A 14,045-nucleotide genomic window follows, 5' to 3' on the forward strand; every position below is an offset into this window, starting at 1 on the left:
AGATGCGCTGGGCGCGCTACCGGTCAAGATGGATGTGCGCCGCGTGCACCGCAAAGGCAGCTTTCCCATTTCAATCCGCCAAGTGCAAACATACCAGCGTGACCGGGTGTTTCTGGCCGGGGACGCGGCGCATTGCCATTCCCCGGTTGGCGGCCGCGGCATGAACCTCGGCATGGCCGACGCCGCAGATCTTGCACATAGAATCATGACCAAGGCCACCGATGGCTATCACGCCGCCCGCCATGCAGAAGGGGCGCGGGTGATCCGCCTTTCGGAACGTGGGCGGCGGATGGTGAATACCACCAACCCGCTGCGCCGTGCCTTTGCCATCCGGGCTCTGAAACTCGGCACCGCCATCCCCGCATTGGGGCGCGCGATGATCCGGCAATTGGCCTCGGGCTGATCAACCGGCAACGCGGTCTTTGGTTTCATCTGACCAAAAATATCCCGGGGGTGAGGGGGCTGGCCCCCTCTCTTTTTCTTCTCTTTATTCTTCGCTCAGCCTCTTCGCCCAGCGCGTAAAGCGCGTTCAGCCCTTGGCCAGTTTCGCTTCGCGATTGGCCCGCAACCGCGCGAAATCATCGCCGGCGTGATACGACGACCGGGTCAGCGGCGTGGCCGAAACCATCAGGAAGCCCTTGCCATAAGCCGCTTTTTCATAAGTGGCGAATTCATCCGGGTGCACAAACCGTTCCACAGCATGGTGTTTCGGTGTGGGTTGCAGATACTGACCAATGGTCAGAAAATCGATGTCAGCGGCGCGCATGTCTTCCATCACCTGCATGACCGATTGGCGATCTTCGCCCAGTCCGACCATGATGCCGGATTTGGTGAAGATCGACGGGTCCATTTCCTTGACCCGCTGCAACAGACGCAGGGAATGGAAATAACGTGCGCCGGGGCGCACCTCGGGGTACAGACCCGGCACGGTTTCCAGATTGTGATTGAACACATCCGGTTTGGCCTCGACGACGATTTCCAACACTTCAGGCGCGCATTTCAGGAAATCCGGTGTCAGGATTTCAATCGTGGTTTTCGGCGAACGGTGGCGCACCGCGCGAATTGTCTGGGCAAAATGATCTGCCCCGCCATCCTTCAGGTCATCCCGATCGACAGAGGTGATCACCACATGGTTCAACCCCAGTTTTTCCACCGCATGCGCCACACGACCCGGTTCAAACGCATCCAGCGTATCGGGCTTGCCGGTGGCGATGTTGCAGAAGGTGCAGCCACGGGTGCAAATATCGCCCATGATCATCATGGTGGCATGGCCCTGGGACCAGCATTCACCGGCATTGGGGCAACCGGCCTCTTCACAGACTGTCACAAGGTTATTCTCGCGCATGATCTTGCGCGTTGTGTTATAGCCTTCGCCGCCTGGCGCCTTGACCCGGATCCACGACGGTTTCTTTGGCTGGGCGTTGTCGGGGCGATGCGCCTTTTCTGGGTGGCGTTGTTCCGGGATCTTGAGGTCTCGCACGATTTATTCCCCGCGACATGAATTGGTTTCAACGCCTATAACATAAGCACTTGCAGCGAGCCATGCCAAGTCATCAAGGCTGTCATGCTGTCGCGCATCCCCTGTTTAATCAGTTGTGCTCGCTGCAAGTTTGCCGGGCAAAGGCGGATTTCTCCTTGGTTCGGGAGAATTCTGCAGGTGCAAAGCCTTGACTTCGCAGCCGCAGAATACTCCATTCCGCTCAGATTGGAATCATTCCAGAACCTGATGCAAATGGAGAGCAAGATGAAAACTGGCTACACCCTGCCCGACGTGACCTTTCACACCCGCGTGCGCGACGAGAGCATCGAAGGCCCGAACCCGTTCCGCTGGGAAGACAAGACCACCGCGGATTATTTTGCGGGCAAACGGGTGATCCTGTTTTCGCTGCCCGGCGCCTTCACCCCGACATGTTCGACCTATCAATTGCCCGGTTTCGAGAAGAACGCCGAAACATTTGCCGCCAATGGCATCGACGCCATTTACTGCATGTCGGTCAACGACAGCTTTGTGATGAACAAATGGGCCAAATCGCAGGATCTGAAGGCCGTGTCGGTCATTCCTGATGGCTCGGGCGAATTCACCCGCAAGGTTGGCATGTTGGTGGCCAAGGACAATCTGGGCTTTGGCATGCGGTCCTGGCGCTATGCGGCCATCGTCAAGGATGGGGTGATCGAAGCTTGGTTCGAAGAGCCCGGCCTCGCCGACAACCACGGCGAAGATCCTTATGGTGTGTCCTCGCCCGAAACCCTGCTGGACTATCTGGCAGAAGAGGCCAAGGGCGTTGCCGCGGAATAAGCGGATGCAATCGGGGGCCAGCCCCCGTCCCTGCGGGACTCCCCCGGGATATTTGTGAACAGAAGAAGGACCAGGGTGCGCTCTGGTCCTTTTTTCGTCAGAGCAAGGGCCAGGGCGATGTCGGTTTTGTCCGGCGCAACACGAAATGGGTATGGCTGGCGCGGACCAGACCGGAAGACAGGATACCGCGCATCAGAAAGTGATCGAGGTCTTCGGGGTCACGCGCCGCGATTTTCAGGATGTAATCGCTTTCGCCCGTCACGCTGGCGCATTCGATGATACGTTCCTGGGTGTCAACCAACCGGGAAAATGCGGCAATGGTGTCCTCTCGGTGGTCCATCAGCGAGACAAACACATAGGCCAGCGCGTGCAGGCCAAGCAATTTCGGATTGAGCCGCGCGGTATAGCCGGTGATCAATCCGGCCTCCTCCATCCGTTTGATCCGTCGCCAGCATGGTGAGGTCGACAGCGCGACCTTGGCGGCGATGTCCTGAACGCTGGCTTTGCCGTCGGTTTGCAGCAGTTGCAGAATCCGGCGGTCGGTGTCGTCGACTGTCAGGGTCATTTTACCCTCCTCTTCCAAAACTGAGGCATATTTTGCCAAGATATCGCCATAGAGAGGCAGGAAAGGCAAGAATTACCCCCTGTGCTGGCGCAAGCTCCCCCCAGGAGGAGGCCCAGAATGCCCAAGAACACCACATATGTTGCCAAACAGCCGGACAGCGCCGGTTTCATCGATTATTCCCGCGAGGAAGACGCTGTTTGGCGCGATCTTTATGCCCAGCAACTGCCAAATGTGCAGGCCCATGCGGCCACGGCCTATCTTGATGGTTTGGCGCGGGTGGGTATGTCACAGACGCGGGTGCCGCAATGCCCGGAGGTTTCGGCCACCCTGCGCGATCTGACCGGTTGGCAGGTCGAGGCGGTCCCGGCCCTGATCCCGTTTGGTCGGTTCTTTTCGATGTTGGCGACCAAAACCTTTCCCGCGGCTTCGTTCATCCGCCGCCGCGAGCATTTCGACTATATCGAAGAGCCGGATATTTTTCATGAATTGTTCGGCCATGCGCCGTTGTTGACCGATCCGCGTTTTGCCGGATTTTCCGAGGCGATCGGCAAGGCGGGCCTGTTGGCCACCCGGGAAAACTACAGTTGGTTGATCCGGCTGTATTGGTTCACGATTGAATTTGGTCTGGTGGTGGAAAATGGCGGCTACAAGGCGTTGGGCTCTGGTCTTGCGTCGTCTGTGACCGAGCTGCCCTGGAGCGTCAGCGAGTCCGGGCCGGAACGGCGGCCGTTTGACATTATCGACATCCTGCGCACGCCCTATCGGATCGACATTCATCAGCCGATCTATTTTGTGATCGAGGATCTGGATGATCTGTTTGCCGCGGCCGAACGTGATCTGCTGGCCGATGTGCGCCGCGCCCAGAGTATGGGGCTACATGTGCCGACCTATCCAGCCAAACCCAATGCAGCCTGAGGTGACACAATGACAATTTGCACGATTGGTGGGGCCTGTTCGCCCGAAACGCCCCTGTTGGACCGCGACGGCGCACGGGAAAAGATGGCCGGGCTGCATGGGGATTGGACGCTGTCGGGGGATGGCACCACCATCACCCGCAAGATCACGGTCAAGGGTTTCGCCAAGGCGGTCTATTTGGCCAATCTCGCGGCCTGGGTCGCCGACCGGCATGGGCATCACCCGGATGTGGCTTTTGGCTGGGGCTATTGCAGCCTGAGCTATACCACCCACGAGGCCGGCGGGTTGACCGAGGTCGACATCACCTGTGCGCGGGATTTCGATGATCTGATCGCCTGAGGGCTGTCATCCACGCGCATGGGCCTGACCGCGTCACCTCGCGGTCAGCCAATCATCGCGTCGCCGCCCTGGACGTCCTGATAGAAGCGGCGCAGGCGTTGCAGCGCAATGCGCAGCACGATCTTGCCCGACCGCGCGCTCCAGCCCATGCGCTGTTCGGTGGTTTCCAGCCCCTCGAGATAGCAACAGCACCGCAGGGCGACATCCCCCAGTCCGGGGCCAAGTTCGCCCAGGGCCTCGGCCACGCGGCGGCGCGCTTCGGTTGTGGCCAATGGGCCATCGCCCGAGGCCAGGCCGCTGTCGGTGCCGCCGGTCAGGAAACTGTCCCAGTTCTGGGTGGTTCGCGGCGCCATCTGCGCAATTTCGAAATCTTCGCGCAGCCGCTCGCCCGCCGAAACCAGATCATCGCTGAGAAACGGGGTGCCGTCCTTGGTACGGCGCCGCGCCAGAGAGGTCAGCGGCGTTTCATTGGCGCTGTAGCGTACGCGTGGCCTACGCGGGCGCACCTTTTCCGCTGTCGCCATATCCGGCGCGGCGGAAAAGGCGGCCTGGGCCTCGGCCATGCCGGTCGCGCGGCTGCCCTCGCCCGATCTGCCGGGCTGTCTGCCGGGGGTTTCGCGGCCGGTTGTGGCCTGCACCTGACATTCGTCCTGCGCCAGAAGATGGCTGAGCGCAGCCCGCCCGGCAGCGGTGATATGATACCGCGTTATCCGTCCGGGGGTCTTGCAGGTGATCCATTCCTTAAGCGCCATGGCCTGGGCGATTTCGGTATCCACAACTGCGGTGCGCTGGGTTGATCCGCTGGCGGTTTCGCGCACCACAACGGCCTTTTCCATGTCCGGCACCACAGCAAGCACCGCGCCGCTCTCGCTCATCCGGCGCAGCACGCGGCGCGCCTCGCGGTTCAGGGTTTCGTCATCGGTCGGGTGGTTATCAAGCTTGGGTTGTGCTGCCATGCTCTTGCCTTTCCTGGTCACCGTCGCCTTTTGAGCAATGGAAATTCCCAGAAGCCGCAGAGCGGAATCCACCAGCGGATCGTCACGGCGGCTTTCCAGCCGCGCACTTGCCGCAAAACGGTGGAGGGGTGGCAGCCGGATTGCTGCGCCAATTGGCGCAACGATTGGCCTTGCTCGACATGACGGATGTAATGCGCTGCGGCCTTTGGCACCCAGCCCGGCCAATCGAGAGTCGACTGGCCTGGCCAGTTGATCACCGAAGAAGGTCCATTTTCCATCTTTTGCAAGGTTCAGATCCCGCGTTCTGTAAAATTATCCACAACCTAAAGGCGATTTGGTTACTCATTCGTTAATAGTTTCCGCCTTAGGACATCATTGTTTCTAAAGGATAAACAATACTGAGGCCGCCGAACGCTATTTCGCAGGACCGCGCAACACCCGCTAAAGCTGTGCCATGGTTTTGACACAAACCCACGATTGCGAGACCAAAACCATGCAAGATGCTTTGTCACTTCTCAGCCAACTTCGCCGCCCCCGTCTGTTGATTCGCGCCGCTCGTGCCGGGTTGATCGACTATCGTCGCGACCTGCATTTGCAGCGCGCCATGGGCGGATCCACCCCACGCAGGTCCGGGCCCGCGTTGATCAAACTTTTGGAAATGGAACATGAACTGAACGACGCGCGCGTCGAACGCAGCGCCAGCTATGATGTGGCGCGCCATGTGGAAATCATGATCGCCATGATGGGCGAAGCCGCGTTGATCCGTGCCGCGCGATGAGGCGCGTCAGGCACATTTCCCCTGCGCACGGTCAGGGCAGGCGCGGCGCAGACCATGATGTGCCGACGCCGCCCCTTGCGCCAATATCAGGTAAACGAATCGCGCATCGAGGCTTTCTTGTTCGCGACATAGGCGGTCAAAGCCTCGTTCACGCCGGGGTCCATCGCGGCTGCTGGTAATCCGCCAGCATCTTTGACACCCGTTCGGCGGCCAGCACCATCGTGTCCTTGGCCCCCTCTTCATCCCAGGTTTCAAACGGCTTGTAATCCAGCACGTCGGTTTTCCAGAACGCGTCCTGGAAATTGGCCTGGGTATGGGCGCAGCCCAGATAATGGCCGCCGGGGCCCACTTCGCGGATGGCATCCATCGCCTGGGCGTTTTCATCGGCGCGAACGCCTGCTGCCATTTTGTGCAATACGCCCAATTGGTCGGCGTCCATGACGAACTTCTCAAAGCTCGACACCAACCCACCTTCAAGCCAGCCACAGGCATGCAGCATGAAATTCACGCCGCCAAGCAGAGCGGCGTTATGGGTGTGCGCGGTTTCAAAGGCTGCCTGGGCATCCGGCAGTTTCGACCCGCACAACCCGCCACCGGACCGAAAGGGCAATCCCATGCGACGCGCCAATTGCCCGGCCCCGTACAGGATCTGACTGGCCTCTGGTGTGCCAAATGTCGGCGCGCCGGACCCCATGTCGATCGACGTGACAAATGCGCCGAAAATCACCGGCGCGCCGGGGCGCACCAATTGCGCATAGGCGATGCCGGCCAGTACCTCGGCCAGGACCTGGGTCAGGGTGCCCACCACCGACACCGGGGCCATCGCGCCGCCCACGATAAAGGGCGAAATGATACAGGCCTGATTGTTGCGCGCATAAACCTCCAGCGCGCCCATCATCACGTCATCAAAGGTCAGCGGCGAATTGACGTTGATGAGCGAGGTCATCACCGTGTTTTGCTGGACGAAATCCGCCCCAAACAGAATTTCGCACATGTCGACCGAATCCTGCGCGCGGCTGGGTTCGGTGACAGAGCCCATGAACGGTTTGTCCGACAACGTCATATGCGCCAGCAACATGTCCAGATGACGCTTGTTCACCGGCACATCGGTCGGCTCGCACACTGTGCCGCCGGAATGGTGCAACCATTTCGACATATAGCCGAGCTTCACGAACTTGCGAAAATCCTCCATCGTCGCATAGCGCCGCCCACCGGCCATGTCGCGCACAAAAGGCGGGCCATAGACCGGGGCACAGACCAATGTCTTGCCGCCAATGTCGACATTGCGGGCGGGATTGCGGGCATGTTGGGTGAATGTGGCGGGCGCGGTGGCACAAAGCTTGCGCGCCAACCCACGGGGAATATGCACCCGCTCGCCACGGACATCGGCACCGGCCTCGCGCCAGAGGGCATGGGCGGCGGGATTGTTGACGAAGTTCACCCCGATCTCTTCGAGAACGGTTTCGGCGTTGGCCTCGATGATCGACAGCACCTCATCCGACAGGAGGTCGTACAATGGGATGTTGCGTTCGATGTATTTCGCCGTGTCAAAGCTCACGGCCGAACGTGCCGCGCGCCGGGCGGCGCCGCCGCCCCCTCTTGCCCGTCTGCGGGTCCCTGCCTCTGACATGTTGTCACCCTTTCGATCCGATCCGGGCATGCGCCGGCGTTTCTTCTGGATTTACAGCAGGGGCCCGATGCGCCATGGCGAAAATCCGTCCTTTGAGACCGGAAAACGACATGTTGGCGATCCTAGGGGGCCGTTTTGCGCAGCCTCCATTCGGTTTGCGGCGGCAAAAACACCTCAATCGCGGCGCTGGCAACCACCTGAATGTCATCGCTGTCGGGGAAACAGACATCCATACCGCCCAGCACCGGGGTAATTGTCACCCGGCCAAACGGAAATTTGCCAAGCAACGCGTCGATTTGCACCTTATCCGGTGCCTGCACGCCAATCGTGACCTGAATTCGCGCGTCATCCTGTGACAATTTCAGTGTCTTGACGATGTGCAAACTTGAATGGCGCAGAGCGTCGTCAATCGCGCGGCCCGCAGCCTTGGTATAATCCCCGCCATGCAGGTCAACACCTTGTCCCATCTCGATAATCAAGCGGCGATCCGTCATGCGACACGCTCCATATCGAAACGAACCGTGATGGCGGCATGGGCGATCAGGGTTGGATTTCCGCTGCCCTCGGGACGGGAAATCGCCAATCCGCCGCGCACAACCGTGATCTCGGGCACACCGTAGGGAAACACCGCCGCCACCGCAGTGCGATCCACGGCATCGGGATCCTGCACCGCAATCTGCACCGCGATTCGCATGTCCTGTTTGTCAAAGCCGAACAGCTCGGCGGCATTGATTGAATTGTGCCACAGCGCGTTTTCAATCGCCCGTTTGGCCGCTTGGGTGTAATCGCCCCGTCGCAGGGATGTCCCCATCCCGAATTCGGTCAGAATGCGTTCCATTCCATGCCCCCCGTATTTGCCCCGATGTTTGACCTGAAGTCTGTGCGTGATGTCCGCCAAGACACCTGATCGCCCGATCAACTGCAAGGGCCAAGGCCGTTGTGTCGACCATCACCGCCTTCGCGTTCCTTTACCTTCCCTAGCGGAAGGTGCATACCCATCCTCGGAGAGCGGGCAAAACACGGCGAGCACATGACGATCAAGACCGAAGCCCTAAACACGAAACAAACACCGAAATCCGAGCGTAAAGAGCTGACTTCGCCCGAAATTACGGCAGTTGCGCATCTTTATCGCGGCGAAGTGTATCGCAGCACGATCTGGCGAACGCGGTTGGACACCACCACGAATTGGGCGGTTGTGACCCTTGGGGTGGCGTTGTCGATTTCGTTTTCCACCCCGAATTCTTCGCCTTTGCCCCTGGTTTTGGTGGGGGTTCTGATTCTGTTGTTCCTGATGCTTGAGGCGCGGCGCTATCGCTATTTCAACGTGTGGCGCGCCCGCGCGCGCTGGCTTGAGACGCATTTTTACGCGCCCATGCTGCATGATGGCGATCTGCATCTTGAGGAGCAATGGCAACAAACACTGGCCGAAGATTACCTTCATCCCAAATACCATGTCGGGTTCCTGACATCCGTCGGGCGGCGTATCCGCAGCAATTATTTGTGGATCCTGCTGATTCAGACATTGGCCTTTGGCGGCAAGATAGCGGTGCATCCCACCCCGGTGGAAAGCTGGGCCCAGGCGGTGGATCGCGCCAATGTCGGGCCTATTCCGGGGGAATTCCTGTTTGTGGGTGGATTTCTCTATGTGTCTGTCTGGGCCGGTATCGCCATGTGGTCCTATCGTCAGGACATCCTGAAAAGCCGCAAACAGGGCCGTCCAAAGTCCGATAGCATGGGTTAGCTCTTGCCCTTGAACGCGGCCCCGCCTAAAGCCGTTTCATGACACAGGACATCCATGACCGCCTTCTTATCATCGACTTTGGCAGCCAGGTAACGCAGCTTATTGCCCGTCGCCTGCGCGAGCTGAATGTCTATTGCGAAATCCACCCCTATCAGAACGTGACTGACGCCTTTTTGGCGGATTTCGCGCCAAAGGCGGTCATCTTTTCCGGCGGACCGGATTCGGTGATGCGCGAGGGGTCGCCGAGACCGCCGAAATCGGTCTATGACCTTGGCGTGCCGATCCTTGGCATCTGTTACGGACAACAGGTGATGATGCTGGATCTTGGCGGCAAGGTTGAGGCCGGCGATCACGCCACCGCCGAGTTTGGCCGCGCCTATGTAGAGCCCACCGAAACACGGCCCGATTTCCTGGCCGGTTGGTTCCTTGAAGGCCGCGAACAGGTCTGGATGAGCCACGGCGACCATGTATCTGAAATCGCACCCGGTTTTGCGGTTTACGGCACATCGCCCGGCGCGCCATTCGCCATCACCGCAGATCTGGAGCGCCAGTTCTTTGCGGTGCAATTCCACCCCGAGGTCCACCATACCCCGAACGGCAAAACCGTTTATGAAAACTTTGTTCGTGCCGCCGGGTTTGCCGGTGACTGGACCATGGGCGCCTACCGCGAAGAAGCAATTGCCAAGATCCGCAATCAGGTGGGCGACGCCAAGGTGATCTGTGCCCTGTCCGGCGGTGTCGACAGTTCGGTTGCCGCCGCCCTGCTGCACGAGGCGATCGGCGATCAGCTGACCTGTGTGTTTGTCGACCACGGGTTGCTGCGGATGAACGAGGCCGAAGAAGTTGTCGGCATGTTCCGCGATCACATGAACCTGTCGGTGATTCACGCCGAGGAACAGGAATTGTTCCTGGGCGAGCTGGACGGCGTGTCCGATCCCGAAACCAAACGCAAAATCATTGGCAAGCTGTTCATCGACGTGTTCCAGAAATACGCCGATCAGATCGAGGGCGCGCAGTTCCTGGCCCAGGGAACGCTTTACCCCGATGTGATTAAATCGGTATCCTTTTCCGGTGGCCCGTCGGTGACGATCAAATCGCACCACAATGTTGGTGGCCTGCCCGAGAAGATGGGCCTGAAGCTGGTCGAACCGCTGCGCGAATTGTTCAAGGACGAGGTGCGCGCACTGGGCCACGAATTGGGCCTGCCCGCGTCTTTCATCGGGCGTCACCCCTTCCCCGGTCCCGGTCTGGCGATCCGCTGCCCCGGCGAAATCACCCGCGAAAAGCTGGAGATTCTGCGCAAGGCCGATGCGGTTTATATCGACCAGATCCGCAAGCACGGGCTGTATGACGATATCTGGCAGGCCTTTGTTGCCATCCTTCCGGTGCGCACCGTTGGCGTAATGGGTGATGGGCGGACCTATGATTATGCCTGCGCGCTGCGGGCGGTGAATTCGGTCGACGGCATGACAGCGGATTATTATCCGTTCAGCCATGAATTCCTTGGGGAAACCGCGACCCGGATCATCAATGAGGTCAAGGGCATCAACCGCGTGACCTATGATGTGACGTCGAAACCTCCGGGCACAATTGAATGGGAATAAGGCGCGCTTGGTAAACTTCGCGTTGTCCTGGGCATAAGCGGGCCAAGCCATCTTGGCCCCCGCCCGCCCCTGCCCTATATCTGCAACATGTTTGCTGATTTCCTCTCCCGGCTGATTCAGCCAGAGCCCGCCCCGCTTGCCGATGACGACGCCCGTCTGGCAATGACTGCGCTTTTGGTGCGGGTGGCCCGGTCTGATGGCCAGTTCGATGCTGACGAAAGCGCGCTGATCGACAGGATTGTCGCCGCGCGTTTCGCCCTTTCCCCGTTCGAGGCCACCGCCCTGCGCAAAAATGCCGAGGTTCTGGAATCCGAGGCACCGGATACCGTGCGCTTTACCCGCGCCATCAAGGACGCGGTGCCCTATGAGGCGCGGATCGAAGTGATCGAGTTGCTTTGGCAGGTGGTGCTGGCCGATGGTAGCCGCGATGAGGCCGAAAATGCGCTGATGCGCATGGTGGCGCCGCTTCTGGGGGTCAGCGACGTCGAATCCGCGCTCGCCCGCCAGCGTGTCAGCGGTAAATAGGCCATTCAAATCCCCCCGGATTTGCGCCGAGCGCCCGGAATTTTACCGCCCGCACCGAAATTAGGCATTCCCTTACGGCAAATCGGGCGCGAATGGACCGGTTTTGTCGTGTTTCTCGTTGCACTGGCGCGTTTTTTCGGCCCTTCTGGCAGGCAAATTCCCTGACAGATGGTTTCCCGTGCCAGACCCGACACCCGTCATAGAAATCCGCGACCTACACAAATGTTATGGTCAACTCGAAGTCCTGAAGGGCGTGTCGATCACCGCGCAGCGCGGTCAGGTGATATCGCTCATCGGCTCTTCCGGGTCGGGCAAATCGACGCTTTTGCGCTGTGCCAACCTGTTGGAAGACAGCCAGCAAGGTGACATCCTGTTCAAAGGCGAACCGGTGCAGTGGAAAGGCTCTGGTCTTTCCCGCCGTCCCGGTGACGCCAAACAGGTGCTGCGCATCCGCACCAATCTTTCCATGGTGTTCCAGCAGTTCAATCTCTGGGCGCATATGACGATCCTGCAAAACGTGATGGAGGCGCCGGTCACGGTGCTGGGGCGCGATCCCAAAGAGGTCGAGGAACGCGCGCGACACTATCTGGACAAAGTCGGGATTGGCGATAAATGTGATGTCTGGCTGGCCCAGTTGTCCGGTGGCCAACAGCAACGCGCCGCGATTGCGCGCGGATTGGCGATGGAGCCCGAGGCGCTGTTGTTCGATGAACCCACCAGCGCGCTCGACCCGGAGCTGGAACAGGAAGTTGTCAAGGTGATCAAAGACTTGGCCAGCGAAGGCCGCACAATGTTGATTGTGACCCATGACATGAAAATGGCCCATGATGTGAGCGACCATGTCGTCTTTCTCCATCAGGGGTTGGTGGAAGAAGAAGGTGCGCCCGACGCGGTGTTTGGCGCGCCGAAATCGGAACGGTTGCGGGGGTTCCTTTCCTCGACGATGGCCGTCTGAAAAACAAAAACAAGGGAGCATAAAAATGAAAACCATCCTTTTGAGCACCGCCGCGCTGGCGCTGACGGCCAGCTTTGCTTTCGCAGAAAGCCACGCAATGACCGTGCGCCTCGGCACCGAGGGCGCCTATCCTCCGTTCAACTTCCTGAATGACGCAGGCGAGGTTGACGGTTTTGAGCGCGAAGTTGGCGACGAGCTGTGCGCGCGCGCCGAACTGACCTGTGAATGGGTCACAAACGAGTGGATTCGATCATTCCCAACCTCGTCAGCGGCAACTATGACGCCATCATCGCGGGCATGTCGATCACCGACGAACGCGAAGAAGTGATTGATTTCACGCAAAACTATACCCAGCCTGATCCGTCGTCCTTTGTCGGCAAGGCCGGCATGATGGTTGATCCTGCGGGCGCGGTGATCGCGGCACAGACCGGCACGATCCAGGCCAGCCATGTGGCGGAAATCGGCGCGACGCTGCTGGAATTCTCCAACCCGGAAGAAACCCTCGGCGCGGTGCGTGACGGCGAAGCGGATGCGGTTCTGGCCGATAAATCCTTCCTCGCGCCTTATGTCGAAGAAGATGCAGAGCTGGATTTTGTGGCCGAAGACATCCTTCTGGGTGGCGGCATCGGCATGGGGTTCCGCGAAAGCGATGCAGAGCTGCGCGGCAAGTTTGACGCGGCCATCCAGTCGATGAAAGACGACGGCAGCCTGAACGCCCTGATCGAAAAATGGGAAGTCGGCGCGACATTCTAAGACGATCAATTAAAATGGGTGGCGGGCGGTACGCCCGCCTGCCCGCATGCGGCATTGGGTGGGCAATTCGCCCAGATTGATTTCACGAGGCCCCTCATTTTCAGCTATTGCACAGATCCAGAGACTTTGGCCGGCTTTTCCTGGCTGTCGTGTTACCTGACCACCGGCAAGCATATGGCGTTCTACAGCTCGTTCGGCACTGTGCTGTTGCTTCTGGCGATCACGGCGCCGGTGGCGTTGGGGTTTGGCTTTGCCGGGGCGGCGGCCGCGCGCAGCCATGTGTTCCCGCTGAACTGGATGGGGCGGATCTATATCGCCATTGTCCGTGGCGTGCCCGATATCGCGTTTTTCCTGTTCTTCGTCATCGCGCTTGATCAGGGGTTCGAATGGCTGCGCCATAAGGTGAAATGCCCCGATTGGGACCAGCCAATTCGTCAGGGCAGCGATTTTGTGGTCTGTGACATTGCCAAACTGCCGCTGGGCAATGCGGCACAATGGGTGCATGAAACCTATGGTTTTTTATTGGCGGTGCTGACATTTGCCATCGTTTTCGGGGCCTTTGCCGCCAATGTGATGTATGGCGCGATGCGTGCGGTGCCACATGCGCAATTGGAAACCGCTGCGGCCTATGGCATGAGCCCGCGCCAGACGTTCTGGCGTATTCTGGTGCCGCAGATGTGGGTCTATGCCCTGCCCGGGCTGTCGAACCTTTGGATGGTGCTGATCAAGGCGACGCCGCTTTTGTTCCTGCTGGGGGTTGAAGACATTGTCTATTGGGCGCGGGAATTGGGCGGGACGAAAACCGCCCGTTTCACCGATTATCCCCATGGCGATTGGCGGATGTGGTATTTCCTTGCGCTGCTGGTGTTTTACCTTGGGTTTACCAAATTGTCCGAGGTCGTGTTGGGCCGCCTGATGTCGCGGCTGACACATGGGCAGGCCACCGCAGGCGGCGAAGCACAGCGAAAGGCCGCGGCATGAGGGTCAT

16 protein-coding genes and 2 pseudogenes are annotated in these 14,045 nt (G+C 59.5%); 11 read left to right on the top strand and 7 right to left on the bottom strand.

Annotated elements, in window-relative coordinates; all coding sequences use genetic code 11:
* The first annotated feature begins 28 nt into the window (after positions 1-28).
* Entirely contained in the window at positions 29-403 is a 375-nt protein-coding gene (locus AC0L4F_RS16430; protein WP_348524118.1) for an FAD-dependent oxidoreductase, read from the top strand.
* A gap of 126 nt (positions 404-529) precedes the next feature.
* Here AC0L4F_RS16430 and lipA read toward each other — a convergent pair whose 3' ends face one another.
* The gene (gene lipA / locus AC0L4F_RS16435) at positions 530-1,480 is read right to left on the bottom strand and encodes a lipoyl synthase (RefSeq protein ID WP_244690170.1); all 951 of its coding nucleotides are present in this window, start codon (positions 1,478-1,480) and stop codon (positions 530-532) included.
* A gap of 264 nt (positions 1,481-1,744) precedes the next feature.
* Between lipA and AC0L4F_RS16440 the strand changes: the two genes are divergently transcribed.
* A complete protein-coding gene (locus AC0L4F_RS16440) occupies positions 1,745-2,296 on the top strand; it encodes a peroxiredoxin (protein ID WP_244690172.1) in 552 nt (183 codons plus the stop codon).
* A 97-nt stretch (positions 2,297-2,393) separates the two neighbouring features.
* Here AC0L4F_RS16440 and AC0L4F_RS16445 read toward each other — a convergent pair whose 3' ends face one another.
* On the bottom strand, positions 2,394-2,861 hold the full coding sequence (locus AC0L4F_RS16445) for an Lrp/AsnC family transcriptional regulator (RefSeq protein ID WP_244690174.1): 468 nt from the start codon (positions 2,859-2,861) through the stop codon (positions 2,394-2,396).
* Positions 2,862-2,978: 117 nt separating this feature from the next.
* Here AC0L4F_RS16445 and phhA point away from each other — a divergent pair, with 117 nt between their 5' ends.
* Together phhA and AC0L4F_RS16455 are read left to right on the top strand one after the other, a co-directional pair.
* The gene (phhA, locus tag AC0L4F_RS16450) at positions 2,979-3,776 is read left to right on the top strand and encodes a phenylalanine 4-monooxygenase (protein WP_244690177.1); all 798 of its coding nucleotides are present in this window, start codon (positions 2,979-2,981) and stop codon (positions 3,774-3,776) included.
* Positions 3,777-3,785: 9 nt separating this feature from the next.
* On the top strand, positions 3,786-4,115 hold the full coding sequence (locus tag AC0L4F_RS16455) for a 4a-hydroxytetrahydrobiopterin dehydratase (RefSeq protein ID WP_244690179.1): 330 nt from the start codon (positions 3,786-3,788) through the stop codon (positions 4,113-4,115).
* 44 nt (positions 4,116-4,159) lie between these two features.
* Here the strand turns inward: AC0L4F_RS16455 and AC0L4F_RS16460 are convergent, their stop codons facing one another.
* Complete coding sequence (locus AC0L4F_RS16460; protein ID WP_348524112.1) at positions 4,160-5,071, bottom strand: DUF6456 domain-containing protein; 912 nt, start codon at positions 5,069-5,071, stop codon at positions 4,160-4,162.
* Positions 5,072-5,088: 17 nt separating this feature from the next.
* Entirely contained in the window at positions 5,089-5,358 is a 270-nt protein-coding gene (locus AC0L4F_RS16465; protein WP_348524113.1) for a helix-turn-helix domain-containing protein, read from the bottom strand.
* A 206-nt stretch (positions 5,359-5,564) separates the two neighbouring features.
* On the opposite strand from AC0L4F_RS16465, the gene AC0L4F_RS16470 reads away from it, so the two are divergent.
* The gene (locus AC0L4F_RS16470) at positions 5,565-5,849 is read left to right on the top strand and encodes a DUF6477 family protein (RefSeq protein ID WP_244690181.1); all 285 of its coding nucleotides are present in this window, start codon (positions 5,565-5,567) and stop codon (positions 5,847-5,849) included.
* Between the two features lie 86 nt (positions 5,850-5,935).
* On the opposite strand, the pseudogene AC0L4F_RS16475 reads toward AC0L4F_RS16470, so the two are convergent.
* From AC0L4F_RS16475 to AC0L4F_RS16485, 3 genes and pseudogenes are all read right to left on the bottom strand, one after another.
* Positions 5,936-7,479: pseudogene (locus AC0L4F_RS16475) on the bottom strand (trimethylamine methyltransferase family protein).
* Between the two features lie 122 nt (positions 7,480-7,601).
* The gene (locus AC0L4F_RS16480; RefSeq protein ID WP_244690183.1) at positions 7,602-7,973 is read right to left on the bottom strand and encodes a Lin0512 family protein; all 372 of its coding nucleotides are present in this window, start codon (positions 7,971-7,973) and stop codon (positions 7,602-7,604) included.
* On the bottom strand, positions 7,970-8,317 hold the full coding sequence (locus tag AC0L4F_RS16485; protein WP_244690185.1) for a Lin0512 family protein: 348 nt from the start codon (positions 8,315-8,317) through the stop codon (positions 7,970-7,972). Before AC0L4F_RS16485 ends, AC0L4F_RS16480 begins: the two co-directional genes overlap by 4 nt.
* A gap of 192 nt (positions 8,318-8,509) precedes the next feature.
* On the opposite strand from AC0L4F_RS16485, the gene AC0L4F_RS16490 reads away from it, so the two are divergent.
* The 6 genes and pseudogenes from AC0L4F_RS16490 to AC0L4F_RS16515 all read left to right on the top strand — a co-directional run bounded on the left by AC0L4F_RS16490 (position 8,510) and on the right by AC0L4F_RS16515 (position 14,038).
* Positions 8,510-9,220, top strand: a complete 711-nt coding sequence (locus tag AC0L4F_RS16490) for a DUF2270 domain-containing protein (protein WP_244690187.1) — start codon at positions 8,510-8,512, stop codon at positions 9,218-9,220.
* A gap of 38 nt (positions 9,221-9,258) precedes the next feature.
* Positions 9,259-10,824 carry a glutamine-hydrolyzing GMP synthase gene (guaA, locus tag AC0L4F_RS16495; protein ID WP_244690190.1) on the top strand — a complete coding sequence of 522 codons (1,566 nt, stop codon included), beginning with the start codon at positions 9,259-9,261 and terminating at the stop codon, positions 10,822-10,824.
* An 87-nt stretch (positions 10,825-10,911) separates the two neighbouring features.
* Complete coding sequence (locus AC0L4F_RS16500) at positions 10,912-11,349, top strand: tellurite resistance TerB family protein (protein WP_244690192.1); 438 nt, start codon at positions 10,912-10,914, stop codon at positions 11,347-11,349.
* Between the two features lie 178 nt (positions 11,350-11,527).
* Positions 11,528-12,304, top strand: a complete 777-nt coding sequence (locus tag AC0L4F_RS16505) for an ABC transporter ATP-binding protein (protein WP_244690194.1) — start codon at positions 11,528-11,530, stop codon at positions 12,302-12,304.
* A gap of 25 nt (positions 12,305-12,329) precedes the next feature.
* Positions 12,330-13,057, top strand: a pseudogene (locus AC0L4F_RS16510) (transporter substrate-binding domain-containing protein).
* A 96-nt stretch (positions 13,058-13,153) separates the two neighbouring features.
* Positions 13,154-14,038: an ABC transporter permease gene (locus AC0L4F_RS16515; protein WP_244690417.1), complete on the top strand. Its 885-nt coding sequence runs from the start codon at positions 13,154-13,156 to the stop codon at positions 14,036-14,038.
* The last annotated feature ends 7 nt before the right edge of the window (positions 14,039-14,045 follow it).

This window comes from Marinovum sp. J2-8 (assembly GCF_055808435.1).

Excerpts from the sequence above, each read along its gene's own strand:
- AC0L4F_RS16440 (WP_244690172.1), top strand. The coding sequence starts at position 1,745 with ATGAAAACTGGCTACACCCTGCCCGACGTGACCTTTCACACCCGCGTG.
- AC0L4F_RS16445 (WP_244690174.1), bottom strand. The coding sequence starts at position 2,861 with ATGACCCTGACAGTCGACGACACCGACCGCCGGATTCTGCAACTGCTG.
- AC0L4F_RS16430 (WP_348524118.1), top strand. The coding sequence starts at position 29 with ATGGATGTGCGCCGCGTGCACCGCAAAGGCAGCTTTCCCATTTCAATC.
- phhA (WP_244690177.1), top strand. The coding sequence starts at position 2,979 with ATGCCCAAGAACACCACATATGTTGCCAAACAGCCGGACAGCGCCGGT.
- guaA (WP_244690190.1), top strand. The coding sequence starts at position 9,259 with ATGACACAGGACATCCATGACCGCCTTCTTATCATCGACTTTGGCAGC.
- AC0L4F_RS16480 (WP_244690183.1), bottom strand. The coding sequence starts at position 7,973 with ATGACGGATCGCCGCTTGATTATCGAGATGGGACAAGGTGTTGACCTG.
- AC0L4F_RS16500 (WP_244690192.1), top strand. The coding sequence starts at position 10,912 with ATGTTTGCTGATTTCCTCTCCCGGCTGATTCAGCCAGAGCCCGCCCCG.
- AC0L4F_RS16455 (WP_244690179.1), top strand. The coding sequence starts at position 3,786 with ATGACAATTTGCACGATTGGTGGGGCCTGTTCGCCCGAAACGCCCCTG.
- AC0L4F_RS16485 (WP_244690185.1), bottom strand. The coding sequence starts at position 8,317 with ATGGAACGCATTCTGACCGAATTCGGGATGGGGACATCCCTGCGACGG.
- AC0L4F_RS16460 (WP_348524112.1), bottom strand. The coding sequence starts at position 5,071 with ATGGCAGCACAACCCAAGCTTGATAACCACCCGACCGATGACGAAACC.
- AC0L4F_RS16490 (WP_244690187.1), top strand. The coding sequence starts at position 8,510 with ATGACGATCAAGACCGAAGCCCTAAACACGAAACAAACACCGAAATCC.
- AC0L4F_RS16470 (WP_244690181.1), top strand. The coding sequence starts at position 5,565 with ATGCAAGATGCTTTGTCACTTCTCAGCCAACTTCGCCGCCCCCGTCTG.